The organism is uncultured Photobacterium sp. (genome assembly GCF_947039875.1).
Taxonomy (GTDB): Bacteria; Pseudomonadota; Gammaproteobacteria; order Enterobacterales; family Vibrionaceae; genus Photobacterium.
Window position 1 is genome coordinate 1 of sequence record NZ_CAMRAN010000006.1, and the last position, 25563, is coordinate 25563.

At 36.9% G+C, this 25563-nt stretch carries 24 protein-coding genes; 12 read left to right on the top strand and 12 right to left on the bottom strand.

Going from position 1 to position 25563, the window contains the following annotated elements; translation table 11 throughout:
• On the top strand, nucleotides 1-563 hold a 563-nt coding region (gene secF / locus Q0V26_RS03475), incomplete at its 5' end, for a protein translocase subunit SecF (RefSeq protein WP_297476891.1).
• A gap of 157 nt (nucleotides 564-720) precedes the next feature.
• Complete coding sequence (locus Q0V26_RS03480) at nucleotides 721-1035, top strand: hypothetical protein (protein WP_297476893.1); 315 nt, start codon at nucleotides 721-723, stop codon at nucleotides 1033-1035.
• Nucleotides 1036-1251: 216 nt separating this feature from the next.
• On the opposite strand, the gene Q0V26_RS03485 is transcribed toward Q0V26_RS03480, so the two are convergent.
• A complete protein-coding gene (locus tag Q0V26_RS03485; protein ID WP_297476895.1) occupies nucleotides 1252-1524 on the bottom strand; it encodes a hypothetical protein in 273 nt (90 codons plus the stop codon).
• 251 nt (nucleotides 1525-1775) lie between these two features.
• Here Q0V26_RS03485 and Q0V26_RS03490 point away from each other — a divergent pair, with 251 nt between their 5' ends.
• Together Q0V26_RS03490 and Q0V26_RS03495 are read left to right on the top strand one after the other, a co-directional pair.
• Complete coding sequence (locus tag Q0V26_RS03490) at nucleotides 1776-2357, top strand: DNA-3-methyladenine glycosylase I (protein WP_297476897.1); 582 nt, start codon at nucleotides 1776-1778, stop codon at nucleotides 2355-2357.
• 99 nt (nucleotides 2358-2456) lie between these two features.
• Nucleotides 2457-3386 (top strand): cation diffusion facilitator family transporter, encoded by a 930-nt coding sequence (locus Q0V26_RS03495; RefSeq protein ID WP_297476899.1) that lies wholly within the window; start codon nucleotides 2457-2459, stop codon nucleotides 3384-3386.
• 59 nt (nucleotides 3387-3445) lie between these two features.
• Here the strand turns inward: Q0V26_RS03495 and Q0V26_RS03500 are convergent, their stop codons facing one another.
• Together Q0V26_RS03500 and Q0V26_RS03505 are read right to left on the bottom strand one after the other, a co-directional pair.
• Complete coding sequence (locus Q0V26_RS03500) at nucleotides 3446-4465, bottom strand: lipoate--protein ligase (protein ID WP_297476901.1); 1020 nt, start codon at nucleotides 4463-4465, stop codon at nucleotides 3446-3448.
• Between the two features lie 777 nt (nucleotides 4466-5242).
• A complete protein-coding gene (locus tag Q0V26_RS03505; protein ID WP_297476903.1) occupies nucleotides 5243-5914 on the bottom strand; it encodes a MaoC family dehydratase in 672 nt (223 codons plus the stop codon).
• A 326-nt stretch (nucleotides 5915-6240) separates the two neighbouring features.
• Between Q0V26_RS03505 and astB the strand changes: the two genes are divergently transcribed.
• From astB to Q0V26_RS03525, 4 genes are all read left to right on the top strand, one after another.
• Entirely contained in the window at nucleotides 6241-7575 is a 1335-nt protein-coding gene (gene astB, locus Q0V26_RS03510; RefSeq protein ID WP_297476905.1) for an N-succinylarginine dihydrolase, read from the top strand.
• 153 nt (nucleotides 7576-7728) lie between these two features.
• Nucleotides 7729-8250: a DUF2058 domain-containing protein gene (locus Q0V26_RS03515; RefSeq protein ID WP_297476907.1), complete on the top strand. Its 522-nt coding sequence runs from the start codon at nucleotides 7729-7731 to the stop codon at nucleotides 8248-8250.
• A 326-nt stretch (nucleotides 8251-8576) separates the two neighbouring features.
• Complete coding sequence (locus Q0V26_RS03520; protein WP_297476909.1) at nucleotides 8577-10280, top strand: phospho-sugar mutase; 1704 nt, start codon at nucleotides 8577-8579, stop codon at nucleotides 10278-10280.
• Between the two features lie 95 nt (nucleotides 10281-10375).
• Nucleotides 10376-10552 carry an ATPase gene (locus Q0V26_RS03525; RefSeq protein WP_297476911.1) on the top strand — a complete coding sequence of 59 codons (177 nt, stop codon included), beginning with the start codon at nucleotides 10376-10378 and terminating at the stop codon, nucleotides 10550-10552.
• A gap of 141 nt (nucleotides 10553-10693) precedes the next feature.
• Here the strand turns inward: Q0V26_RS03525 and brnQ (Q0V26_RS03530) are convergent, their stop codons facing one another.
• From brnQ (Q0V26_RS03530) to yjjG, 3 genes are all read right to left on the bottom strand, one after another.
• A complete protein-coding gene (gene brnQ / locus Q0V26_RS03530; protein WP_297478116.1) occupies nucleotides 10694-12028 on the bottom strand; it encodes a branched-chain amino acid transport system II carrier protein in 1335 nt (444 codons plus the stop codon).
• A gap of 592 nt (nucleotides 12029-12620) precedes the next feature.
• Nucleotides 12621-13940 carry a branched-chain amino acid transport system II carrier protein gene (gene brnQ, locus Q0V26_RS03535; protein WP_297478118.1) on the bottom strand — a complete coding sequence of 440 codons (1320 nt, stop codon included), beginning with the start codon at nucleotides 13938-13940 and terminating at the stop codon, nucleotides 12621-12623.
• Between the two features lie 371 nt (nucleotides 13941-14311).
• Nucleotides 14312-14992 carry a pyrimidine 5'-nucleotidase gene (yjjG, locus tag Q0V26_RS03540; protein WP_297478119.1) on the bottom strand — a complete coding sequence of 227 codons (681 nt, stop codon included), beginning with the start codon at nucleotides 14990-14992 and terminating at the stop codon, nucleotides 14312-14314.
• A gap of 261 nt (nucleotides 14993-15253) precedes the next feature.
• Between yjjG and Q0V26_RS03545 the strand changes: the two genes are divergently transcribed.
• Together Q0V26_RS03545 and Q0V26_RS03550 are read left to right on the top strand one after the other, a co-directional pair.
• Complete coding sequence (locus Q0V26_RS03545; protein ID WP_297478121.1) at nucleotides 15254-15502, top strand: GlsB/YeaQ/YmgE family stress response membrane protein; 249 nt, start codon at nucleotides 15254-15256, stop codon at nucleotides 15500-15502.
• A 404-nt stretch (nucleotides 15503-15906) separates the two neighbouring features.
• A complete protein-coding gene (locus Q0V26_RS03550; RefSeq protein WP_297478123.1) occupies nucleotides 15907-18255 on the top strand; it encodes a glycosyl hydrolase family 18 protein in 2349 nt (782 codons plus the stop codon).
• 97 nt (nucleotides 18256-18352) lie between these two features.
• Here the strand turns inward: Q0V26_RS03550 and dcuC are convergent, their stop codons facing one another.
• The 3 genes from dcuC to Q0V26_RS03565 all read right to left on the bottom strand — a co-directional run bounded on the left by dcuC (nucleotide 18353) and on the right by Q0V26_RS03565 (nucleotide 21287).
• On the bottom strand, nucleotides 18353-19705 hold the full coding sequence (dcuC, locus tag Q0V26_RS03555) for a C4-dicarboxylate transporter DcuC (protein ID WP_297478125.1): 1353 nt from the start codon (nucleotides 19703-19705) through the stop codon (nucleotides 18353-18355).
• Between the two features lie 365 nt (nucleotides 19706-20070).
• A complete protein-coding gene (locus Q0V26_RS03560; protein WP_297478127.1) occupies nucleotides 20071-20346 on the bottom strand; it encodes a nitrogenase-stabilizing/protective protein NifW in 276 nt (91 codons plus the stop codon).
• Between the two features lie 161 nt (nucleotides 20347-20507).
• Nucleotides 20508-21287, bottom strand: coding sequence for a RelA/SpoT domain-containing protein (locus tag Q0V26_RS03565; protein ID WP_297478129.1), 780 nt, complete (start codon nucleotides 21285-21287; stop codon nucleotides 20508-20510).
• A gap of 408 nt (nucleotides 21288-21695) precedes the next feature.
• On the opposite strand from Q0V26_RS03565, the gene Q0V26_RS03570 reads away from it, so the two are divergent.
• Nucleotides 21696-22025, top strand: a complete 330-nt coding sequence (locus Q0V26_RS03570) for a hypothetical protein (RefSeq protein ID WP_297478130.1) — start codon at nucleotides 21696-21698, stop codon at nucleotides 22023-22025.
• A gap of 36 nt (nucleotides 22026-22061) precedes the next feature.
• On the opposite strand, the gene Q0V26_RS03575 is transcribed toward Q0V26_RS03570, so the two are convergent.
• Together Q0V26_RS03575 and Q0V26_RS03580 are read right to left on the bottom strand one after the other, a co-directional pair.
• The gene (locus Q0V26_RS03575) at nucleotides 22062-22436 is read right to left on the bottom strand and encodes a HopJ type III effector protein (RefSeq protein ID WP_297478132.1); all 375 of its coding nucleotides are present in this window, start codon (nucleotides 22434-22436) and stop codon (nucleotides 22062-22064) included.
• A 72-nt stretch (nucleotides 22437-22508) separates the two neighbouring features.
• Entirely contained in the window at nucleotides 22509-22901 is a 393-nt protein-coding gene (locus Q0V26_RS03580; protein WP_297478134.1) for a DUF2750 domain-containing protein, read from the bottom strand.
• 411 nt (nucleotides 22902-23312) lie between these two features.
• Between Q0V26_RS03580 and Q0V26_RS03585 the strand changes: the two genes are divergently transcribed.
• Complete coding sequence (locus tag Q0V26_RS03585) at nucleotides 23313-24659, top strand: VpsR-related response regulator (RefSeq protein WP_297478136.1); 1347 nt, start codon at nucleotides 23313-23315, stop codon at nucleotides 24657-24659.
• Here the strand turns inward: Q0V26_RS03585 and Q0V26_RS03590 are convergent, their stop codons facing one another.
• Nucleotides 24660-25499, bottom strand: a complete 840-nt coding sequence (locus tag Q0V26_RS03590; protein ID WP_297478137.1) for an endonuclease/exonuclease/phosphatase family protein — start codon at nucleotides 25497-25499, stop codon at nucleotides 24660-24662.
• Nucleotides 25500-25563 lie beyond the last annotated feature (64 nt).

The following is a 25563-nucleotide window of genomic DNA, read 5'->3' on the forward strand; positions in this document are numbered from 1 at the left end:
TAAATACCAGTATTGTTGGACCACAAGTGGGTGCTGAAATGGCATCACAAGGTGGTTTAGCATTATTGGTGACAATGCTTTGTATTCTTGGTTACCTAAGTTACCGTTTTGAATGGCGTCTTGCTGCGGGGGCATTACTTGCCCTAATGCACGATGTTATTTTAGCTGTTGGTTTCTTTGCCATGACGCAAATGGAGTTTAACTTAACGGTACTTGCGGCGATCTTGGCAATCTTGGGCTACTCATTGAATGACTCGATTGTTATTGCCGACCGTATTCGTGAACTTTTGATTGCGAAACCAAAGCAAGATATTGAAGCAACCAATAATGAAGCGATTATTGCGACGTTCTCACGTACGATGGTGACATCAGGTACGACGTTGATGACGATCAGTTCATTATGGCTATTAGGTGGTTCATCATTGCAAGGTTTCTCTATTGCGATGTTTATTGGTGTATTAACAGGTACATGGTCATCGATTTCAGTAGGTACTCTACTTCCTGAATTCTTAGGCTTAAAACCTGAACACTACTTACCAAAACCTGAGTCACAAGATCCTTAACCGTTAACGACTTATTGTTAATGATAAATAAGAAACCGTCTGCAGTTATGCTGGCGGTTTTTTTGTATTGGCTCAAAATATGTATTTATTTTTCAGTTATAAATGAAATTTATTGTTACACTGGGGAAACTTAAATAAGCATGATAAAGGAGATAATATGCAACTAAAAATGATAGTTATGTGTAGCATGGCATTGTTAGTTGTTGGCTGTACGCATACCGATGATGGTAATATACGGTTTGTACCCGATGAATATATAAGCGATGTTCAATATAGTAGCATTTATCACTATGGTTATAATCAGGGCTGTGAATCGGCATTGGCAAAGGCAAAAGTAGCAGGGCATAGCTATAATCAAGATATAACGTTAGAGAATAGATCGACACAGTTTACTGATGGTTGGCAACAAGGATATTCCGCTTGCGAAGCGGGAAAAGAAGTCATGCTATATAATTTATCGAAAACACAATAAAGCTTTCGATGTATGTCACTTTTTTATAAATTAGGCTTTGTTTTATAACTAAATGCTGCTTATCATAGCCAACAGCACGGATATGTGGTTGTTGGCTTTCATTATATTTAGCGATAAGATATTTCAAGCTGCTTGTGATACAAAAAACAGACCCTAAGATCTGTTTTTATTATAAATGTAAACTAGCCAAAGTTTTTCATTTTTCGTTTTAATTAATTATGCAGCGAGAGATGTTATTTTTTGATTATTAAATCCAATATGAGTCACAATATTAACTTCGGGTAATAATAAATAGCTGTCTAATTTATTATTGTTTAACTCAATTACAATTTGTAAGTGGTATTCAGTTATTTCTCTAAGGAATGAATAACAATTTATGTTATTACTACACTTTAATTGTTTATAGCATCCTTCTTTTTCATATACCCAAGCATTATATGTACGCTTATTACGTTCTATTTCTGCGATAAATTCCGCAATATTTTTCATATTTAATCCTTTAATGATCTAATCTATGCTATAGACATCATTAGTATGCAGTAAAGAAACCAAACTAAAACTATATATTGATAGTTAATATAGATAATGTGATGTAGATAAGTGTTTTGAGGTAATAATGATGTTTGCAAATAAGGTCTATTAAAATAATTTAAGATTCAAGGAATGTAATCTTAGGTATACTTGTTAATAGTGCTTGAGTATTTTATAAAATTTAAAAGAATATAATTTACGGTGTTGATATGGTAGAGGCAAAAATACGTTGTGATTGGGCTACTCATTCAGATTTAGAAAGCCAATATCATGATAATGAATGGGGAAAAGTGCATAAAGATGATCGCTATTTATTTGAATTTTTAACATTAGAAGGCGCTCAAGCAGGGCTTAATTGGTATACTATTTTAAAAAAGCGTGCTAGTTATAAACAAGCCTTTGAGGAATATGATATTGATAAGCTTGCCGCTTATAGCGATCAAGAAATTGAATCGCGTATAACGACAATTGTAGACACTTATGATGTTGTTCGACACCGTAGTAAATTACGCTCGGTGTTTACGAATGCACGTGCGGCACAAGTATTACAATATCAGTATGGTAATCTAATGACGCCATTATGGTGGTTTGTTAATAATGAGCCTCAGATCAACCATTGGCCATCAAAAGATCAGGTACCTACTGTTACTGCTGCATCGTTAGCACTGAGTCAATTTTTAAAGCAACATGGGTTTAAGTTTATTGGCAATATAACCTGTTACGCTTTTATGCAAGCGGTAGGTATGGTGAATGATCATACAATTGATTGCCATTGTTATCATGGTATTTAAAATGACATACCAAAGTCGCTATAAATATAAAAAAGATCACATTTAATGGGCTAAATTCGTTATCATAATCGAATCTATTCATCTTTTTTATGGGGCGTTATGTCTACAACGGCAGTAAAGTTAATTCAGAAAGTTACTTGGGTTGGGTCTATTGCAAACATTGCTTTAGCATTTATAAAAATTACCATAGGTAAACTTACTGGCAGTCAGGCACTTATTGCCGATGGTGTACACAGTTTTTCTGATTTGGTAACAGATACAGCAATTCTTATTGGCTCTCGTTATTGGACGGCACCAGCAGATAAAGAACATCCTTATGGTCATGGTCGATTTGAAACGTTAACGAATATTTTTATTGGCTTTATTTTAGCCATTGTTGGTATTGGTATTGGTTGGGACTCTCTACATTCAATAAGTACTGAGTCACATTTACAACCAGGAATATTAGCGTTTAGTGCCGCTGTTGTGTCGATTGTTGTCAAAGAAGTGCTGTACCGATGGACGGTAATTCAAGCTAAAAAAATTAACAGCCGTGCTTTATATGCAAATGCTTGGCACCACCGTTCAGATGCATTGAGTTCATTGCCTGTTGCGATTGCTGTGATTGCGAATTATTTTTTCCCAACATTTCATTATTTAGATCAAATTGCAGCATTAATTGTTACGGTAATGATATTAAAGGCCTCATTTGATATTTTATGGCCAGCGATTTTAGAGTTGACTGAAGCAAAAGCAGATTCTGATATTGAAAAACAAATTCAAGCATATGCAGCTGAAGATAAAGATATTAAAGAAGTCCATGAAATAAGAAGTCGTCGTACCGGCAGTATTATTTTGTTAGATTTTCATTTATTGGTTGATCCTGAAATGAGCGTTGAACGTGCGCATAATATTACTGAAAACTTTAAGACTCATTTGTTAAATGAATTAGATGAAGTTGCCGATATTATTATTCATATCGAGCCATACAATTGTCAAGAGAGAATAATCAATCCGTGTTGTGATGATTGTGAGCAGTTAAAGAAGTAAAATCAGTAACAAGATCGTTATAAGCGGTCTTGTTACTATTTTCAATCATGGGAACTGTGTTAATTAATCGTATGCTGCAGCCAATAAGCAATATCCATTAATACGTCATTATAATGGGGATATTCTATAGCAAGGTTATCTATGGCCGTATTTATAGCTGTCGCATTATAAGGTAGATTAAGCAATCGCTGTTCTAGTAAGTCTAGTGGCACGAGATCTAAACTATCAGTAAAGAGTTTCACTTCTGTAATCACACCTTTATTTACATCAAGGTGCAATTCGATACCACCCCAAGTAAAACGTTCATCAATTGTGTGTGTGAACTGGGGCGTATTACCAAAATTCCAATCCCAACGACTAAATTTCGCGAAGGTTTCAGTAAAGCCTGTTAATTCTGGCACGGCTTGTGGTGAAATATGTTCAATTTTAGCCTGTTCATGATAGTAATCACAAAAGGTCTCTATAATAGCGTTACAGACCATTTGATGATCAATATTTGTGACAATTTGGTTGAGGTTGGTTACTCGTGAACGAACGGAAGTGATCCCTTTTGCTGCTAGTTTCTTTTTATCGGGATTGAGGTAATTTGCTAATCGGGTTAAATCAGCACTGAGTAATAATGTCCCATGGTGAAAGCCTCTATCCATCGTCTCACGATAGGCTGAACCAGAAAACTTACGTTCACCTTCACTATCTTCAACAACTAAATCATTACGGCCTGTCGCTTTGCCGTGTATACCTAGCTTTTTTAGTGCGGTAAGTACAATGTCGGTTGAGATTGTTTTATTGTAATCAGGTTTACCGGCCATAAAAGTGAAGTTGGTATTACCAAGATCATGAAAAACAGCCCCACCACCACTTTGACGACGAGCTAACGTAATACCATCTTGTTCCATTTTTAGGGTATTACATTCTTTCCATGGATTTTGAGCTCGGCCAATCACAACTGTATTGTCATTACGCCATAAGAATAAGACTTGTTGATGAGGAGACATTGTACGGAAAATAGCATCTTCAACAGCAAGGTTGAACCATGGATTGGTTGAGTCTGAAATCAGCACTCTAATTTTTGAAGGCATCATGCATACCTGACTAAATGTGGATGCAATGAATTTACCTTGTCATATGAGAGAGGTAAAGCAGTCAATCCAGAATAGGGCATTTTGTTGGCGAGGAATATAAAAAAACCAAATCACATTTATAAACTGGAACAAATGTGATTTGGTAATATGATTTTAATTATGATTTGTCTTGAGAATCTTGTTGTTTCTTAGATCATATAATGAGAATAGCATCGCATATTTGATATGAAAACATCGATAATTGTAAGGTAAGGTTACTATTTATTGAGGCTTAACATTATAAATGTGACAAATGGGTAAGCAGATATGGTGGGTTTTGTGATGATACAAGGGCCGATAGGAGGCGATGCAGAAAATAGTCGTCAATAAGAGCATGGACAGATTACCATGCTACCTCTAATCAAAATATTATTACGACTAGATTAGTTACTGATTGTTTGTTGTTTGTTCTGTTGGTGTCGGTTGACTTGTTTGGTTAAAGACATCATAAGTGATGAAGTAGCCAATTAATAAAATGAGAGGAATAAATTTTATCCACTTGTTCATAATGATACCCAGCAAAAAAATGTTCGGCTACCATACCAGTCTTCTTCTGTAGGTAAACAACTATTAATGAAAAGTTAGGTTTTATGTTGTTCAAGAGGTATGGGCTAAATAGATAACATCTCGTTATGAAAGTGGTGTTTTTTTCTTTTATTCTTGCATTTAATGTCAATAAAGGAAAAGCCGACATAGCGGCTTCTTCAGGTAAATATTATGCATTAGTTATAAAAACTAAAAATAAAGACGCATAACGGATTCTGCAACACAAGCAGGGCGACGGCAGCCTTCGATTTCCACGGTGATTTCTTGTACTATTTCTAAGCCACGTTTAATTGGTGTTACAGATTGAATTTTTGTTCTAGCACGAATATTCACGCCAGATTTAACTGGATAAGGGAATCGAACTTGATTTAAGCCATAATTGACAGTCATTCTCGCAGACGGAAATTTTGGGCTGGCAGGATCAACACTGTCTGTTAATACAGAGAGGAGTGAAAGCGTTAAAAAACCATGAGCGATGGTTGTTTTAAAAGGAGAATCTGTCGCTGCTTTTTGAGGATCAGTATGAATCCATTGATGATCATTTGTGACACTTGCAAAATTATTGATACGTAATTGATCAACGTTCAACCATTCGCCAACATGAATCTCTTCACCTAATGATGCAGTGAGTTCATTCATGACTTTGGTTGCTTCTGGGTGCATCTCAATCTCAATTGGTTCAGATATCGAGGCAAGGTTATGATCTTTTACCCAAGTTGCAAAGTGACTGCTATTGGCTTTATTGAGAAATTCGATCCAGTAATCACGAATTGATGGTGATAGCCAGTCTTTAAATTCAAACTGGTGATGTGATAACACTTCACGCTTACGTTTGATAAAATCGACTACTTTTACTTTCATAGAGCATAACCTTAGTTTGAAATGCCGCGCTTTGGTTTGGGGCTGGGCATTGTAGCTATTATTTACATTAGTACAACTGGTATTTGTTATAATAAATAATCATAAGACTCATCGGATGAGTTGATTTTAAGGATGTTGATGCTATTACGCAATAATTAAATAGCGTTTTTTTGGATTTTTATAAAATACTGAGCACAATTACACCGATAGCGACATTAGGTATGAACATGATAAACCATCGGTCTTAACTGAGGCTGAAATTAAGTAAATAGATACAAGCTATAATAATAGTGCATGCTTTATATTTGTCATGGAGGAAGTAAGTAATGGCACATGAAGCTAATTTTGATGGGTTAGTTGGACCTACGCATAATTATAGTGGCTTATCGACAGGTAATATTGCATCTTTGACTTATAGCCAGCAAGTTTCAAACCCGAAAATGGCTGCTTTGCAAGGTTTGAATAAAATGCAAGCGCTCGCTAATTTAGGGCTGATACAAGGAGTGATCGCGCCTCAAATGCGACCTGATATAAAGATGTTACGTCGATTCGGTTTTAATGGCAGTGATCGCAGTGTATTACAGCAAGCATCACAGCATGCACCTAAATTATTAACCAGTTGTTATTCTGCATCAAGCATGTGGGCAGCTAACGCAGCGACAGTATCACCGTCAGCTGATACGAAAGATCGGCGTATACATTTTACGCCTGCTAATTTAGCGAGTCATTTTCATCGCTCAATTGAGTATCAAACAACAGCACGTATTTTGGCTGCGATGTTTAACGATGATAATTATTTTTGTCACCATCAATCATTACCGACATCGGAACAATTAGGTGATGAAGGCGCTGCTAATCACACCCGTTTTTGTTCTCAATATGAAGAGCAAGGTGTCGAAATGTTTGTTTTTGGGCGTTATGGCTTTGATTTTAATCAGGCATCACCGTCAAATTACCCTGCAAGACAAACTTATGAGGCCAGTGCGGCTATTGCACGATTACATCAATTAGATCCGCAACAGGTTGTGATGGCTCAGCAGAATCCGTTATTAATTGATCAAGGTGTGTTCCATAATGATGTGATTGCGGTTGGAAATAAGCAAACCTTATTTTGTCACCAACATGCATTTTTAAATCAAGCGGATGTGTATTTAGAACTTCAACAAAAAATGGACGGCAAGTTAGCGATTATTGAAGTACCAGACAATCAGGTGAGTATAAATGATGCGATAAGTAGTTACTTGTTTAATTCACAATTAGTGACGTTACCCAGTGGCGATGTTAGTTTGATTTTGCCGCAGCAATGTCGAGATAATCCTCATGTATGGCAGTATATTCAACAACTATTGCAAGCAAAACGGGGGATTAATCGTATTGATTTCTTTGATTTAAACCAGAGTATGCAAAATGGCGGAGGGCCTGCATGTTTACGTTTAAGAGTGGTGTTAACAGAAGCAGAACGTCACGCAATGAATCCTGCAGTGTTATTAACCGATACCCTATTTAAACGTTTGCAGCAGTGGATTCATTTACATTATCGAGATCGACTGGTGGAAGATGATTTAGCCGATCCTGCATTATTATTAGCGTCTCAAACAGCATTGGATGAGCTTACTCATATTTTAAAGCTGGGCTCTGTATATGATTTTCAATGTATATAATTATAGATCTCGGCTATTGTGTATAGCGGGTATTTATTGATAAGAATTATTATGACAACGCTTGACCTGTTTTAGAGCAAACAGAGATAATGTCACTCATAAACTAATGAGTGATATTATCACTTATAGCAACGAATAATTGATGGAGTTTCAATGGCCAAGCTAAGCCTACAAGAGCAAATGCTAAAAGCAGGTCTTATCGATAAGAAAAAGCTAAAAAAAGCCGGTAAGACAACAAAGAAATCACGCACACAAGCGAAAGAAGCAAAGGCTGCTGTTGAGGAAAACCGTGTCTCTCAATTAGAGAAAGACAAAGCGCTCAACCGTCAACGAGATGAAGATGCACAACAGAAAGCATTCTTAGCGCAAGTTAAGCAATTAATCGAAATGAACCGTCTAGATCGTAATAACGGTGATATTGGTTATAACTTTACCGATGGTACGATGGTGAGGAAAATTTATGTTGATAGTCTAATACAAAAACAACTTGTTAATGGTCGCCTTGCGATTGCGCGTTATCTTGATGGTTATGAAGTTATTCCAGCATCTGTTGCGGATAAGATCGCACTACGCGATCAAGAATCCATTGTGCTGAATAATGTAGTTGATGACAGTATTGTTGATGAAGATGATCCATATGCAGATTTTGTTATTCCAGATGATTTGATGTGGTAAAAACTGCAATTTGAAAAAAGCCTCTGTTGAGGCTTTTTTTATACCCTCAATATTTGGCGCGGAGGCGTTGTAGGTATTACTGTTTTAATATCAAGCATTATTAGTACGGATATACTCAAATAAAAGTGTCGTTTGCTTATTAAATGTTATCTCAAGACAGTTGTAATTTAAGCTAATAGGGCATATTTTAATGAGAGTATTTATCATTTGCATTGCTTAAACGATGATAAAGATAAATAAATATACGATGGTAGTGCCTGTAAACACTTTATTGTCAGTCATTATCATTGCATTGTTATGATGATAAACGCACTAGGATAACAATAATGAATAATGAAATAACACGTTGGCTGCAACGTGATCCTGACCCTAAAGCACGTCAAGAATTACAACAATTAGTTGCAGATAATGCGACCGAAGAATTAGCCGATCGCTTCAATGGTCGTTTAGAATTTGGCACAGCAGGTTTACGAGGCGTTGTTGGTGCAGGTCCAAATCGTATGAATCGATTAGTTATTCAAGAAACAGCGACAGGTCTTGGTCAATATTTACTTCGTACTGATAGCAACGCTGCTCATAAAGGGGTAGTGATTGGTTATGATGGGCGTCCTGACTCACGTCAATTTGCTCACGATACGGCAGCAGTATTAGTTGCACAAGGTATTAAGGTTTACCTTACGACCAAGGTAGCTGCAACACCGATTGTGGCTTTTGGCGTTAAGCATTTACATACAGCTGCGGCTGTTGTTGTGACTGCTAGTCATAATCCACCGGCTTATAATGGCTTTAAAGTGTATTGGAATAACGGCGCACAAATTATTCCACCTCATGATGCTGGTATTGCTGCTGAAATAGATAAAGCTACCCAATCTGATTTACATCTCATGGATTTAGCTGAAGCTGAAACAAAAGGGCTATTAGTGTGGCTTGATGATGCGTATTATCAAGACTATCGCCAAGCTATAAACGCAACACCACTATTAAATAATCATCATAATCCACAAGCGCTAAGCTTAGCTTATACGGCTATGCATGGTGTTGGCGCTGAGATGGCTGAAACATTATTAGCCGATGCTGGTTTTACTTATGTTTATAGTGTTGCAGCCCAGCGAGAGCCCGACGGCGCTTTCCCGACGGTTAAATTTCCAAATCCAGAAGAACCTGGCGCTATGGATCTGGTTATCGCAGAAGCCAAACAGCATGGTGCTATCTTAGCATGTGCAAATGATCCTGATGCTGATCGTTTCGCCGTTGCTGCTCGCCGTACTGATGGTGAATATCAGATGCTAACTGGGGATCAAGTGGGGACTTTATTTGGTTATTATCTACTTAACAATGTGCAACCATCTGCGCATTTAGTGGGTAATACCATTGTGTCATCAACCTTATTAGGCAAAATAGCCACCGCGCTTGGAGCACAATATTACCAAACATTAACGGGCTTTAAATGGCTAACCAATGTTGCAATGGAGCGTCAAACTGATACTCATCAATTCTTATTTGCTTACGAAGAAGCCTTAGGTTACACCATTGGCTCGACGGTCTGGGACAAAGATGGCTTATCTGCATTAGTGGCATTTGCGCAATTAACGGCAGAATTAACCGTAAAAGGGCAAACGGTTTGGGATCAATTAGACGCTATTTATCGTGAATACGGTTTATATATTAATGCTCAACGGAGTATTGCTCTTGATCCAACCGCGGCTCCAATTGGTGATTCATTACGCGCGACGCCCCCACAAGCGATTGCAGGACTAGCAATTGAGAGCACTGAAGATTTTAAAACATCATTACGTACTTTTTCTGATGGTTCTGTAGAAGCGATTGATTTACCAATTAGTGATGTATTGATTTACCATTTAGAAAATGGTGCGCGAGTGGTTGTGCGTCCTTCTGGCACTGAGCCTAAATTGAAATGTTACTATGAAGTGGTTGAACCAATGAGCCAAGAAGAAACATTTGAACATGCTCAATTACGTGCACAAGAAACTATGGAACGATTAATTGTTCAACATCAAGCATCGTTATAATTCAGCTGCCACAATGTGGTAAAACTGAACTCTGGTCGATTTTCAGTGTATAATTATAAAAGTTTAAATTTATTTTAGATAACCAAGGGTTTACCATGCACGATCTTAATATATCGTTACCTGATGATTATGAAAAAGAGCCAGAATTGCCGATTCCATCAATTGATGATCAGAAGAAAATTGTGGCAGAGCTTAAGCGTTTAGAAGATGCGGGTGAATTAACCCCTGAAATCTTACACGCATTCATGACTGGTGAGCGTTTACCTGAATAAGATCATGTGATCTTTGTGTAATAAAAAGCCTCTTACTGTTCTTCATTTATTATTGAAGCAGATAAGAGGCTTTTTTATGAAGAGCTAATATGGATTCAAAGCGCGTTGTGATAACCCCAATTATCATTACGCGCTTATAAATTAACTGTTTGTTACTGAATCGAAACGATAATCAACAATATTAAACTTACGTGAGACGATAGGTAATCGTGCCATTATTGTTGTCATTACTAAAATTAATAAAGTAGGTAATAACCAGCTAGCATGCGCTTGGTATAGTGGTAATGTTGCATTAAAGAACTGATTAAGATCTGCTGGCATTTTACCAAGAATACTAATGGCATCGACAGTACCAAAGACCATTGCGGTGACTAATACTGAAGTATGCGTTAGCGTTGAAACATTCACGGCTGATGCAGTCAATGACGCTAATACTAAGGCAATAGCAATCGGACATAATACTAAGATAGCAGGTAAGCTTACTTTTAAAATATCATTAAGGCCGAAATTAGCAATAATACCAGTTAATACCACAATAATGGTAGCTGTTAAGCCAAATGAAGCTTTGAACGTTTGCTGATAATACTCAGCGCAAGCATTGGTTAAACCAACAGTAGTGGTTAAACATGCCATGATAATAATAGCGGCTAATATCCATTGACCATAAGCACCAAATTCACCTGCAACATAACGAGTTAAGATCATACTGCCGTTCATACCATGGGTTGCAATTGAGGTTGATGTTGCACCAACATACCCCATCGCAATATAGCAACCACCCATAAGAACAAAATAGATCATTGCTACTTTAAACGAGATATTTGCGATACCTTTTTGTGAAACGACGCCTTTTTCTTTAATCGCTTGAATAATAACCCAACCAAAACCTACTGCGGCAATAGCATCCATGGTCATGTAACCTTGAATTAAACCACTGGTGACAGCGCTATGTTGGTAGTCTCCGTAAGGTGCCGCTGGTACGCCAAGTGGCGAAAAGAATGCAGCTAGGCCTAAACCTGCTAAAAGTAAAATCAGTGCAGGAGTCATTACTTTACCAATGTAACTGACTAGGTTACCTGGCTTAAATGCTAAAATTAAGGTTAAAGCCGAAAAAACGATAGAGAATGCGACGAGATGATCAGCTTTGAAAAAAGGTTTTAGTCCCATCTCATAAGCAACGGTAACAGCACGCGGCATGCCAAATGCAGGTCCTATAGCTGTAAATAAGAGGATCCAAAATGTTGTTGCTAACCATTTTGGTAATGCTTTAGTGAGGTTTTTTGTGCAGCCAATACGGCCAAGGACAATAATAGTAAAAGCGGGTAGACCAACAGCGGTTACTAAGAAGCCACTCATTGCTGATGTTAATGATGTTCCTGCATCGAGACCCATTGCGGGGGGGAAGATCAAGTTACCAGCGCCTAAAAATAGTGCAAAGGTCATTAGACCGATAGCGAGTAAGTCTTGTGTTTTCAAATGTTGTACCTGCATTTTTGTGAATATCAAACAGCTATTAATCACTTAGTATCGTAACTATTATAGCCTGTAGCTTCGTTAATAATGGTTCCGCAGGTTTGCTGAAAGAAGATATGAAGAGTTGAAACTATCTTCCATCAGCAACGGCTGACGGAAGCTTGCCCGCCAGCCTAGCGAATAATCACTAGGATAAAAGCGGAAATAATTCGAGATATTTTTTTTATCGTTATAGAAGCAACATCAACCCAAGCGTTAGCCGCTATTGTCGATGTTAAATGTTTTTGTTCTCTATGTTCAAACACTGTTGAATGCATAATTTAACAACTTCTATTAATGAAACGTGAATTACAGCATAAAAATATAAAGAAAAGTTAGTGTTGTAAATAACTTTCTTCAATTTTTTTTAATCGTTATAAAAAAAATCTTATTAAAGTGTTTAATGTTAAATATTTAGGTGGTTATCGTGTGTTTATTTTTGTTTTGGTAACGATATTGATTGGTTATGTTGTTAGTTATCGTTATTTTTAATTTGAGTGTGAATAATAGGGCTAGCAATTTACTCGCCCTATCACTGATGATTTGTGTTGAGACCTTAGTTTACCGCAGCACGATTAGAATTTTTATACTCGCGCGAACATAATTTACTGAGGAAAATAGTAAGGGCAACAGGAGCGAGCCAAGAAGCATGTGAGCTAAATAAGGGTAACCAGTGTTCGGCAAATGACGCGATTGTTGCAGGCAGTTTACTTAAAATATTTAACGCATCAATACTGCCAAATAATGTTGCAACAACAACGACGATTGTTTGACTGATAGAGATACGACGTTGTTCAGGTGTTGAATGGTTACGGATGAAGAAAGTTGAAATAATCAATGAAATTGCAATTGGGCATAAAATTAAGATAGCAGGTAGACTTACTTGAATAATGGTTTCTAAACCGACGTTAGAAATAATGGTTGTTAGTACCATGATCACTGTTGCACTAAGTTTGAATTTTATACCGTAGGTGTTTTTATAATATTCACCATTCGCATTGGTTAGTCCAACCGTTGTTGTTAAACACGCCATTAAGGTGATTGTTGCTAATAATAATTGACCTAATGTTCCAAACTCACCAGCAGCATAGCGGGTAAGAATTTCACCACCATTGGTTGCTTGTGGTGCAATATCAGAAGACGTTGCACCTAAATATCCCATTGCAAGATAGCAAAGTGACATAAGAAATGCGTAAATCAGAGCGATGCGGAGGGTGTAGTAAGAAATGGCTTTATCGCATTTCACGCCGGTATTACGAATCGTTTGAATGATAACCCAGCCAAAAGCAACCGCAGCGATAGCATCTAATGTCATGTAACCCTGAATAAGTCCATTAACAGTTGGAGCCTGACGGTAAGTTTCAATGGCGGCTGTCGGTGAGCCTAATGGGTTTATTACGGCTGAAATAGCCAGTAGTGCCAGCATTGCAATCAGTGCAGGGGTCATTACTTTGCCAATATAATCAACAAGCTTACCCGGTTTTAAAGCGATGACTAATGTAAGAGCACAGAAAATGGCAGAGAAGATCATTAATCCATTGCCAGAATAAAAAGGTTTGATGCCCATTTCATAAGCAACAGTGACAGCGCGCGGTAATACAAAAGCTGGACCAAGTGTTGTTAACACTAAAAACCAAAACGAGCGATCCATCCATTTGGGTAATGCTGACGTTAATTTATCAGCAGAAGATAAACGGCCAAGAACAACTAACGTTAATGCGGGTAAGCCAACGGCGGTCAATAAAAATCCAGTAATAGCAATAAGCCAGTTTTCACCCGCTTGTTGTGCCATAAGAGGAGGGAATATTAAGTTACCAGCACCAAGAAATAATGCAAAGGTCATAAAACCGATGGCTGCAAGTTCTTTTCTTTTCAAATGACATACCTTAATTCAAATAAAATAATCTGAGTCAGTATGCTGGAAGAGATAATTTAGAAGTGAAATTCATATCCGCCAGCGTTACTGACGAATAAGTTAACCGTCAGCGTCAGAAAATGACGACGACGACAGAGTTTAGCGTACAAGCAATCTGTAAGGTTGCAGCATCCTGATTGTTGTTAATGTTCTGAGACATAGCTTATACGCTCTAAATAAAATGAGGTTCAAACTTAATCGGTATTGGCACACTTGTAAAGCGTGATGAGAAAATAAACGGTACTTTTTAGTATTCATTGACTCGATGCCATATAAACAACTGAATAGTTATCACTATGAAATAACATCTGGTCACTTATAAAGGTGGATCTTTATTGTTGGTTTAATAGCAGTGCTTGTAATTCAGCAAGTGAAGATACGGTGTAGGTTGGGTAAATACCTTCTGGTTGTGATTTTTGTTCACTATTAAGCCAGCAAGTATCCATTCCGGCGTTGATTCCACCTAAAATATCTGATTGCGGGTTATCACCAACCATTAGAATATTTTGACGTTGCGTCATGTTCATTTTCTGACAAGCATAATCAAAAATTTGAATATCAGGTTTTGCGACACCTACTTGTTCTGAAATAACTAGCACATCAAAAAAATATTTAAATCCGGTGCGTTGTAATCGAATTTCTTGTAATGCAGTAAAACCGTTGGTGATAATACCCAATTTCGCATGTGGCTTTAATGCCTCTAGAAGTGATTTGGCTCCGGCTAATGGTGTACAAATATCGGCCATTGCCATTAAAAAATCATGATTAAGCTGCTCTGTTGATAGAGAAAGGGTTGCTGCCCATGATTTAAAACGAATATTTTGCAATTCCGTTGCTGATATTTTTCCGTTTTGATAATCAACCCATAATGGTCGATTAATGGCTTCATAGTGTTCAAAATCAGCGTGAGTGAACGTGACATTATGGCGAGAAAACATCAGTTGAAGGCCGTGAAATGCATCAAAGTGAAACAAAGTTTCATCAGCATCAAATAAAATCCCTTGGTACTTCATTAAATGTCACTCTCTATTTTATTGGCGTAAAAAATATAGGCTATTAGTGCTTATTGAGCCGACTCTATTTTACTTGAAAGACGAAACTATAAGCCAGTAAATCGCGACTAATAGCCTATAAATGGTGATAAATAAGTTTGGTTTATGACTTTTTTATTAGTATGAAATTTTTATTGAACTCAATAGTGTGATATATGTCTATTTGTAACAAAATCACATCATCTCTTTGAGAGTGAAGAATTAGCCAATTGAGGAAAGAAAATGGGTATTATATCTTGGATTATTTTAGGTTTAATTGCTGGTGCATTAGCGAAATGGTTAATGCCTGGTGAAGATGGTGGCGGTTGGGTTGTAACAATGGCATTGGGTATTGGTGGTGCTTTTATCGGGGGCTTTGTGGGGCAGTTTATTGGCCTTGGTCATGCAACAGGCGTAAATGTTGGTAGTATTATTACTGCAACATTAGGCGCTTTCATTTTGTTATTTGTTTACAATCGATTTATTCGTTAATAATCGTAATATTAGAAGTGTATGTAATAAAACAGCGAATCGATTTATTCGATTCGCTGTTTTTGTTTTTATTTGAGGACATCTTTTCCCTAAAAACGCCTTCCACCGCTTTAGAATGATATTTTTATATAAATATTATCTCTACCACATCTTTATTTTTACATGTATAAAAGTGCTTTTTTTTGAATCTTGTGGCTAAAAAATGATGTTATCTGACTATCTTGTTGCATTAATGTTAGTTGTTAAGCCTAAATCTGTGATTATTTTTCGCTAAATTAAAAAAGTTACGTCACACTATGTTTAGATTTTTAATGACCAAAAGCATTACTAATCGTTATAAAAATCAGTTGTATTTATAAAAGCTGAAATGGCAATTAGCTATTAATCATAACGTGGAGCACAAAATGGAAAAGGGATTTAATAAAACCAAAGTTGCGAGCATTATTGTGGGTTTTTTATTGGCAAGCACTGCGGCTCAAGTGCAGGCTGCCCCTAGTCATAATAAAAACGTGATTGGTTATTTAACGCAATGGGAAGCATGGAAAGGCACTAATGCTGGTTTTTCAGTGAAAGGTGAAGCGACCCATTTAAACGTAGATATGGATATCTATTCAATTCTTAACTTCTCATTTTTTGGGGTTGCGGAAGACGGAACGTTACACAGTGGTGATTTACGTAATAAGCAAATTTATAAGCCAGGTAGTGTCCAAGAGCCGGGGCCATTATTGCATCCTGATGTCTATTCAAGCTGGGATTTCCATATTTTGTGGGGCGAATTGGAATATATCCATCAATTCCCTGTTGATGAACCATGGGATGCTGAAAATGCTGAAAAAGTAAAAGCTCAAGGTTTTGTTAAAAGTGGTAATGGTTGGCTTCATACACCAACAGGCATTGAAGGTAATATGCCGATTCCTCTTAAAAAAGAAGGGGGTGCACCGGGTCTGATTGATCTTGCTAACCAAAAGGGCGTTAAGGTCATGGCGTCATTAGGGGGGTGGAGCATGTCTAAGCACTTCCCTGAAATGGCTGCTGATCCTGTTAAAAAAGCGCGCTTCCTGAAAGACTTAGATAAATTAATGGCACTAGGTTTCCATGGTATTGATATTGACTGGGAATATCCAGGGTTTGGTGGCATGAATTTCGCGGGTGATCCTACGGATTTCGCTAATTTTGAACAATTAATGGAAGATATTCGTAAGCGTATTGGTCCTGATAAATTATTGACTGCCGCATTCTCGGCATCAACCGCTAAGCTTGAAGGTTTTAACTGGCCACGTCTGGTTAAATCAATGGATTATTTCAATATGATGACCTATGACCTTAACGGCGCATGGTCAAATGTCACGGGTCATAATGCACCATTGTATCCATACCCAGAAGAAGAATATGCAGGATTAGATTTAGAAACCCTACGTATTTGGATGGCAGAGCAAGGCATTCCATCAGAAAAAATCAACTTTGGGGCTGCGTTTTATGGTCGTGGGGTTCAGACCACAGAAGCTGAAGCCTATTTAGGCGCACCAACGGATAAGCGTATTTATAATATGTCGGTTGATGGGCCATTATTAACGGCAGTTGATGTTGATAACTGGAAAGAATTTGAAGGTTCACCAAATTATAACTATATCGTTAAAACTTCTGGCTGGGAGCATAAGTGGGATGCGAATGCGGAAGTGCCTTATGCAGTTAAAGGTAAATACTTCTTAAGTTATGATGATGTTCCTTCGATAAAGAAAAAAGCACAATACATTGTTGATAATGATTTAGGTGGTGTGATTGTGTGGCAAGTACACGGTGATATTCAATGTGAAGGCACCTTTATCAATCATGGTACTAAGTTAAAAGAGTGTACTAAGCTTAGTTCTCCATTAGCTGAAGCTATCGATGATGTTTTTAGCGCCAATACCACACCTAATGCAGCACCTGAATTAACCATACCAAATGCACAAGCCGTAATGTCTGGCGAGACTATCAGCTTTAGTGTGTCAGCAACCGATACCGATGGTGATCGTCTAAACTTTAGTTCAACCGAAGCGCAAGTGACTGATAACGGCGATGGTACCGCAACCGTGACTTATACGGCACCAAATACTGCGACTGATATCGTGACATCGGTAGCGGTTAAAGTGACCGATGGTCGTAAGAGTGCAACGAAATCTGTTGTCATTAATGTGAAAGGTTCTGGTGTTGTTGAAAATACAGCGCCTGAATTAACGGCACCAGCAACGGTTGATGTCAAAAGTGGTCAGAATGTTGTTATTACAGTAACAGCGACAGATGCTGACGGTGATACGCTTACTTATTCTGCATCAACAGGACAAGTTTCTGTTACTGAAACTGGTGCAAAAATTACTGTCACTGCGCCAACTGTAACAACAGATACGATCGTTAATGTCGTGATTACTGTCTCTGATGGCAAAGCCTCGACTCAACAAACGGTGGTTGTTAATGTAACTGCGGATGGTGGTGCTGTTGGTGATACGTGGAATGCCGATACTATTTATAACAGTGGCGATACCGTGGTTTATAAAGGTATTACATATACGGCACAATGGTGGACCAAAGGTGAAACCCCTGGAACATCCTCTGTATGGGTAGATGAGGATACTGGCGAAGTTGGTGGGTGGTCAGCATCTAAAACGTATAATGGTGGTGATGAAGCGCTTTTTGACGGAAATAATTACCAAGCCAAATGGTGGACAAAAGGTGATACCCCCGGCAATACTAATGGCCCTTGGGAACGTATCTAACCTTATTCGTTACTGTAAATAAGAGATAATAAAAAACCCCGAATAGTTATTTATCATTATAATAACTAACGGGGTTTTCTTTATTTTATTGCTTGTATTACAAGCCTATAATTAGTGACATTGCCGTTGAAACAATTAATGCACCAACCATTGGAATTGCGGTGCGTTTAACGAGTTCAAATGGTGATACATCAGCGACGCCAGCCACTGCGACAATTGCACCAGTGATTGGCGACATTGAACGTGCGATACCTGAGGCTAATTGCATCGGCATTAACATAACAACCGCGTTAATCCCGACTTTATTGGCAATATCTGGCACCATGGCTGCAAATGAGAAGAATGGTGCATTACCTGAACCCATTAAGATAGCGGCAAAGGTAATAATAATAACCATCAGAATAATCATTATTGCAGGAGATAATGAAGCATTAATCGCGAAATTAATTACAGTATCTAGCAATCCAATCACTTTCATACCATGTGCAAACACTTGACCTGCAATAACCAGTGTTACAACACGTGCAAATTGTTTACCCATGCTGTCGAAATAAACCAAAATATCTTTAAAGATAGGTTTTGCACCGTGACGAACACTTTCACACACCATTGCGACCGCAATTGAAATAAACATTGCAGTTACCACATCTATTTTTACTGATGCAATCGCCATTGGGCTAAAGATCATAATTAATGCTAACGGAATAATTGGCAGTAATGCATACCATGCTGGTGGTGCAACGTGATCATCTTGTGCTTGAAGTTCTACTTCATCAGTAGCTATTGCGCGACGATCAAACCATTGTTGAACAAAGAAATGCAGCGTTGCAATAGTTATCATTGTGGCAATGGCAACAGGTAGCTGGTAAGTAATAAAATATTCTGTTACCGGAATATCAGCAGTACGCGCCGCTAAATTTACGTTACCTGAGGCTGGACCTAAATCTAAACAAGCGGCGGTTGCAATAACGGCAACGGCAGACATTTTGCTCACGCCAAGGCGCACTAAAATAGGGTATAGAGTAACCATTAACAATAAGCCAAGGCCTGATGCGCTTGGAATAAAGATATTAAGGATCTGACCCATGATATAACCTAGAGCCATAACAAGATAAGGTGCTTTGAAGTAGCCTAATGGCTTAATGGCGATATTGACCAAGGCACGTGAAGCGCCAATATGATCCATATATTTAGCAAAACCGCCCACTGCCATGATAATAAGACCTAGTGTTCCCACTGTTTTGGCTGTGGTATTTTTTAGGAATGTAAAAATATCAAGCCATTGATTGCCGCTTGAAATGTTTTCAGGTAGTGGTGTGCCAGTACTAAAAAGAATAGCCGCAGCCATCATTATAATACCGCCAAGCAGTAATGTTGTTTGTGGGTTGTACTTCTTGTAAATCAGTAAGCCTACAAGGAATATAACAATAAGGCTAAATAGTGTCACCATCATCTATCTCCATATTGGAAAGCGTCCATTTAATATGGTGAAAGATAATAGAAGATTGAAAACGTTTTCACGATGAGAATTAATTCAAATTAGAGGCAAATTAGTGTAACTATGATTGCGGTCAAATAAATAACATTATCAATACCAAGTGCATAAAATGAACAAAACAAATATTCATATTAAGATTAACAATAATTAAACATTAAATGGCTAATGACTAAATTTAGTCCCAACTTCTATTATTCTTAAAAGGAATTACAAATGAAGAATTGGCGTTGTAAAGTATAATGATGCGGTATATTTGTGGTTGTATGCTATTTTATTTTTCACATTTAACATTCTATTTACTGTGCTTTATTGTGTCGTTACCGTCTTTGGCAACTAGTACACCCTCGACAAGCTTGTCTTGTTGTTTTATCTAATAGTGATCGTTGTACTCGACAATAAGCATTTTTTAATGCTCTACGTGCAGCAAACCAGTCTTCGGGTTTTTCTAATATTAAATAGCCGTTAAATCGCTTAAGTAATTGGGCACGGTTAGCATGAATAAATTGGCTATCATAACCGATATCAAAGTAATCAAGTGCTTGTTCTATTGTAGAAAAGCTTTTGATGGTTGTTAGAATATTGGGTTTATTCATGTGATGATGGGTTCTATTTAGGAGGGATAAACATAAGATAGCAATATTTTTTTATGCTTGATGTGGTATTTATTTTATGCGTATTACAGTAAAGAGTCATAAATAATGATCAAGCAAGTCATGGCGGATACTACCGCCATGGACTTTATTCAAATTGTAGATTATGCCGCTTGTGGTTGAAGATAACCTAACCATGCTGTTTGGTAAAGTTGATGCGACTGTTGACGTAGTTGATTAATTTGCGCCGTTTCAAACTCAGATAATGAGCGCTGTTGTTGCTGTGCTAAACGCTCTATATGTTGAATTTTTTCATATAAGTCGTGTTCTGGGCCATTTTTAATAGTCGAAATTTGATCTAAGTGCAGCTGAATCTCAGTGATAATTTGACTATGGGGTAAGCGGACTAACACGTTTAAGTCACGGTAGCCTGATGGAGTTGGGTTTTTAAAACGGTTCTTTACGCTGACAATTGTCGCTTCTTTTGCTAGTAGTTCATAAGCTTGTACTAGTGCTGGAATGTTTCGAGCAACAATAGAACCACGTGCAATATCAGTGATTTTATCTGTTTCACCTTGCAATTCAGTTGCAATTTTTTGTTGTGAACGTTGTGCTGATTTAATATTTGGAATAACAATATCGGTGGTTGATGCCAAGCTAACATTTTGTAATAGTGTTTGTAATTCTGCTTGTGCGTCAGTTGATGCTAAATAAAGATCATCAAAATTATTAAAAGGTTGGCGCAGATTATCATCTCGCCATGATTGAATACTGTATAAGCCACTCAAGTCACGTTGAAAAGCTTTACGGCTAGCTTGCGTCTGACGTGTTTGTGATTGATCATGTGTGTTAAAAGCGGGAGCGATCGCTGGTGCTGCTACAACGGTGCGGCTGAGCATACAAAAAAGAACAAAACTTGTACGTAAAACAGATTTTATGTTCATTAAACAACTCCTAAAATATTGCAGGTGCAATATTGAAACATACTAAACGGGTAGAACTAAAAGGTGGTATGTCGGTTGTAATGTGTCATCTGTTTACATAGTAGTAACTTTACCTTGAATGAAAGTTGAATACTGTGCTGATATTCATACTTTTGAATTATTTATTACACTTTATTTACATTATTCATATGTATAGCGCGTTATCAGGGGGCACTCGCTTGCTTTTATATATCATGTAATTTTTTCATAAATGATGTTATTAAATAGAGGTAAAATACGACATAGTAACAAGATAACTAGCAATATTTAGTGTAAGGCATTAATTGAGTAAGTCGATTTAACGTAGTTATCATGTGGTTTGTGTTTAATAAGTGTTGTACTTAATGGCGTATTTTTTAAGGAAAAATGATGCAGGAAAATTTATTAATTGGTTTCGTTGTTATTTGGCTAGGTTTAACAGTAGGAAGTGTGATGTTATTCCAGCGCGGTAATAATGTAGCGAAAAAGCGCCGTTTATGGCCAATTTATACCGTGTTTAGTAATGTTGTGATTGGTGGTTTTATTATTTTTATGCAACCACCTGTAGCGTGGATGATTTCGATATTGATCCTATTAGTTCCTGTAACCTTACTTACTATCCGTTCAACAAAGTTTTGTGGCAGTTGTGGTCAGGCGAGCCGTTCTCCCTTTTTTATGAAACCGCCACAAACGTGTAGTCATTGTAAAAAGCCACTATAATTTATATGACAACATGATAAAAACCACTGAAAAATATCAAGCAGTGGTTTTTTGTACTTCTTTTTTAATTGTCAGTGGAAATACCTCAAAATGAATACCGTCAAGGCCTGAGACCATAAACTGACGAATATTTTGGTGATCATTATTTTGTGGGTATTTAAGGACGTCATCACGATAAAATTTGCCAAAACAGGCTAACGTTTCAGATTTAGACAGGCAATGTAAATGTGCAAATGCAAATATTTTACATGAACCTTCATTCGTCCCTACAAGATTAATCATTGCATTATTTGTAGTACCATTAATAAATTGAGTTGGCTGATAATGATAATTATCATTAATGGTTGCTATAATTTCTTGAAAATTAATGTTATTTGGCGTGTTTTTGATTTTTTCAATGAGCGTATCCATAATGTTCCATCGATGGGTAAATGTATAAAAAGAAGGCTAGCGTCATGCCAGCCTTGATAGAAAAGGTTGCAGTTAGCGACGTTTGTTCGCTAATGTTTTTAATTCGTAATCCAGTTCGTCTGGGTAAATAACAAGGCCTTCTTGTTCTGGGATAGGGAAGACAACAAGTGCAAGTTCATCATCTTCTAAGCCATGAGTCCAACGGCTATGCCATTTATTTAATGAAATGGCTTCTGCTTTACATGTTTCCCATTCACCTGTTGCCCATGCTTCTGCAAATTCTTTATTTGGCCAAACAGGAACGCAATCTTCATCATCGGTATTGAGCATAACGCATCCATGCTCATCGATAAGAATCCAGATTTCACGGTTAGTAACGACTTCTTTTAGTAAGTGTTTGTAACGTTTTTCTGCATCAAAACTTTGAATTGTTTCGATCATTGCTGCATCTAGTGGGGTAGACATATTGTCGTCCTATTTTTTCACATTATTATTTTAAGTAAGGATAAAACAAAAGAGGAGTAACGTCTTGTGTTATCCATGCTTTTTCTGTATTTGTAGAGTGTTAGCTTATTTGGTTAATGCCTAAATTGTTATATTTTCATGAGTGTTTAAATGTACAAATAAAACAATAAAGTACATTATATTCTGTTTTTGTTTTTTATTAAGATAAAAAAATCATATGAATAATTTTTCCATATATTTTCATTAATTGAATGAAATATAACAACTATATTAGTGTTTATATTATTAATAATTCAAACTTGGTATATTTTTATTGTCATTCTTAAGGTTGATACAATGCAAAATACACTGATCTTACCTATATTTTTTAATATAAATTGAACATGGCTATTTTCTAAAAAGGTGACTCTAATGGTAGCTATAAATGATAAAAAAAAGAGTAATGGACGTCTTGTTGCCATGGGGTGTACTTATGAACCTTGGATTGCACTATTAGAACAAGCCGGATGGAAAACACATTGTTGCTATGATTTGCGAACCGCTGATGTAATATTAAAAGAATATAGTCCGTGTGTATGTATAGTTGATTTAAGTAATAATGACTTTAGTTTAAATAGTATTTCTCAACGAGCGAATAAAACTAAGCATGTAAAGTGGATCGCTATTATAAAAAAAGAGCAATTAAAAATTGATGCTATTTGCCAATTTATAAATAACTTCTGTGTCGACTTCTTCTCTACACCGATCCCGTCAAGCCAGTTATTAGATACGGCTGGGCATCAGCTGGGAATGCTGGAAATTGAATCAACATCTTGGGTTGATGTAAATCATCAATGTGAAGTTGGGTTATATGGTGAATCCAAATCGATTAAGCATTTGAGAGATATGGTAAAACGTGTATCGATGACGGATGTTAATATTTTACTCAGTGGTGAGCAAGGGGTTGGCAAAGCACTGATAGCGAAAACAATCCATAATTTAAGTAAACGACGTAATGATGACTTTACGATTATTAATTGCTCTTCATTATCAGATAGTGACCAACGCACACATTTTTTAGATCCTCAGCAAGACATGAATTTTAGCGGTACTATCAAAAGCGGCACCGTTTTATTCAATGGTGTAGAAGAGCTTTCTAAACCATTACAATTGAAGTTACGTAATTATTTACAACAACCAGAAAATGAAAAATTAAATGATCAAAGATATTTTGATGTACGTATTATTACATCATCAAGTGTTGACTTAGAACAAGCAGTAAAAAATGGGACATTCAATAAAGAACTTTATTATCGATTGAATGTTTTTCATGTGGCAGTACCCACATTGAGAGAACGCGGTGCAGATATTATTTTATTAGCTGAATATTATTTAAAAAAATTTTCTACAGAATACAGCACGCGGGCAATGCATTATAGTGAAGATGCAAAACAATTATTACTAAGGTATAACTGGCCTGGTAATGTCCGCGAGTTAATTAATCAAGTAAAACGGGTTTCATTATTAAATGACAGTAATGAAGTTAACCTTGAACATTTTGATTTACCTAAGAAAATAAACTCTAAACTAAGTTTACGAACCATAAAAGATGAAGCTGAAAAAGATGTATTAGTAACGATGCTCGAAACTCATAAAGGACAGGTTGCATCTGCTGCAAAAGATTTGGGTGTATCACGGGCGACGATGTATCGTCTTCTTAATAAGCATAATATTATTCCTGATGTACGTTACTACAATGACGGTTATGCTGCTGAGTAATTAAATACTTATTATTGGATCAATCGATAGTGTAAACAATAATGGGCAGTGATCGCTGAGTGTAAATTGTAAGAGCTGTTGTTTATTATATTGAATTTGATGTTGGCTGAGAGCACTGATATTTGTTGTTGCAACAAGGTGATCAATCAGTTTGCGATAGGTACGATAGCGCGGTTTTTGGGTTGCTAATTTGACCGTACAATGAGCGTTAATTGATGCAGATAATAGAGTCGCCTTTGTCGAATTGTCTGTAATTCTATTGATGAATTGTCGGTTGTCGACGATCTGATGATTAATATCGCCAACAATAATGAAGGGTTGTGATACTTGTTGTTGAGTATTAACCCATTGCTTAATTAAAGTCAGTTGTTGTGCAAGAGTTTTACACGCTTTGCTTTTTTGTTTGGAGAGTTGTTCCTCTGTAAAACAACCAGACTTGAGATGAAGGTTGAGTAGTAGAATAGATTGTTGATTAATTACTATTTCAATAATACTGCCATAACGTAATTTGTTTTTAAATGGCATTGCAATTCCAGTCGCTATTGCTGGTGAACTTAGTTGTGATAAATCTGTAACATCATTAACAACAATCTGCCGTTTAATAGCAAATCCCGTATATTGATTATTCTTTTTAAAGTTGTCTTGTGGATTGTGAATGCGATCTGATAGATAAATTTTATATTGTGTTTTATCAATGACTCGATATAAAGCCTCAGCACTATCAACTTCTTGGAAAGCAAGAATATCAGGTGAATAAGTCGTAAATAATTGCCGTAACGCATTATAATCGGCGGCTGAGCGTTTGACTGGCGATGTTTGCTTTAATGATAGCCATTGCATATTCCAACTCATTAAAGTAAATGGTTGTGTGTAGCTATTATTTGTACTGATAGAAAATAAGATG

What these genes read in the sequence shown, in the direction of transcription:
- Q0V26_RS03590 (WP_297478137.1), bottom strand. Translation starts at nt 25,499, where the DNA reads ATGCAATGGCTATCATTAAAGCAAACATCGCCAGTCAAACGCTCAGCC.
- yjjG (WP_297478119.1), bottom strand. Translation starts at nt 14,992, where the DNA reads ATGAAGTACCAAGGGATTTTATTTGATGCTGATGAAACTTTGTTTCAC.
- astB (WP_297476905.1), top strand. Translation starts at nt 6,241, where the DNA reads ATGGCACATGAAGCTAATTTTGATGGGTTAGTTGGACCTACGCATAAT.
- Q0V26_RS03505 (WP_297476903.1), bottom strand. Translation starts at nt 5,914, where the DNA reads ATGAAAGTAAAAGTAGTCGATTTTATCAAACGTAAGCGTGAAGTGTTA.
- Q0V26_RS03495 (WP_297476899.1), top strand. Translation starts at nt 2,457, where the DNA reads ATGTCTACAACGGCAGTAAAGTTAATTCAGAAAGTTACTTGGGTTGGG.
- Q0V26_RS03490 (WP_297476897.1), top strand. Translation starts at nt 1,776, where the DNA reads ATGGTAGAGGCAAAAATACGTTGTGATTGGGCTACTCATTCAGATTTA.
- Q0V26_RS03560 (WP_297478127.1), bottom strand. Translation starts at nt 20,346, where the DNA reads ATGAATAAACCCAATATTCTAACAACCATCAAAAGCTTTTCTACAATA.
- Q0V26_RS03545 (WP_297478121.1), top strand. Translation starts at nt 15,254, where the DNA reads ATGGGTATTATATCTTGGATTATTTTAGGTTTAATTGCTGGTGCATTA.
- Q0V26_RS03525 (WP_297476911.1), top strand. Translation starts at nt 10,376, where the DNA reads ATGCACGATCTTAATATATCGTTACCTGATGATTATGAAAAAGAGCCA.
- Q0V26_RS03480 (WP_297476893.1), top strand. Translation starts at nt 721, where the DNA reads ATGCAACTAAAAATGATAGTTATGTGTAGCATGGCATTGTTAGTTGTT.
- Q0V26_RS03575 (WP_297478132.1), bottom strand. Translation starts at nt 22,436, where the DNA reads ATGGATACGCTCATTGAAAAAATCAAAAACACGCCAAATAACATTAAT.
- dcuC (WP_297478125.1), bottom strand. Translation starts at nt 19,705, where the DNA reads ATGGTGACACTATTTAGCCTTATTGTTATATTCCTTGTAGGCTTACTG.
- Q0V26_RS03485 (WP_297476895.1), bottom strand. Translation starts at nt 1,524, where the DNA reads ATGAAAAATATTGCGGAATTTATCGCAGAAATAGAACGTAATAAGCGT.
- Q0V26_RS03550 (WP_297478123.1), top strand. Translation starts at nt 15,907, where the DNA reads ATGGAAAAGGGATTTAATAAAACCAAAGTTGCGAGCATTATTGTGGGT.
- Q0V26_RS03565 (WP_297478129.1), bottom strand. Translation starts at nt 21,287, where the DNA reads ATGAACATAAAATCTGTTTTACGTACAAGTTTTGTTCTTTTTTGTATG.
- Q0V26_RS03580 (WP_297478134.1), bottom strand. Translation starts at nt 22,901, where the DNA reads ATGTCTACCCCACTAGATGCAGCAATGATCGAAACAATTCAAAGTTTT.
- Q0V26_RS03570 (WP_297478130.1), top strand. Translation starts at nt 21,696, where the DNA reads ATGCAGGAAAATTTATTAATTGGTTTCGTTGTTATTTGGCTAGGTTTA.
- Q0V26_RS03500 (WP_297476901.1), bottom strand. Translation starts at nt 4,465, where the DNA reads ATGCCTTCAAAAATTAGAGTGCTGATTTCAGACTCAACCAATCCATGG.
- Q0V26_RS03585 (WP_297478136.1), top strand. Translation starts at nt 23,313, where the DNA reads ATGGTAGCTATAAATGATAAAAAAAAGAGTAATGGACGTCTTGTTGCC.
- Q0V26_RS03520 (WP_297476909.1), top strand. Translation starts at nt 8,577, where the DNA reads ATGAATAATGAAATAACACGTTGGCTGCAACGTGATCCTGACCCTAAA.
- Q0V26_RS03515 (WP_297476907.1), top strand. Translation starts at nt 7,729, where the DNA reads ATGGCCAAGCTAAGCCTACAAGAGCAAATGCTAAAAGCAGGTCTTATC.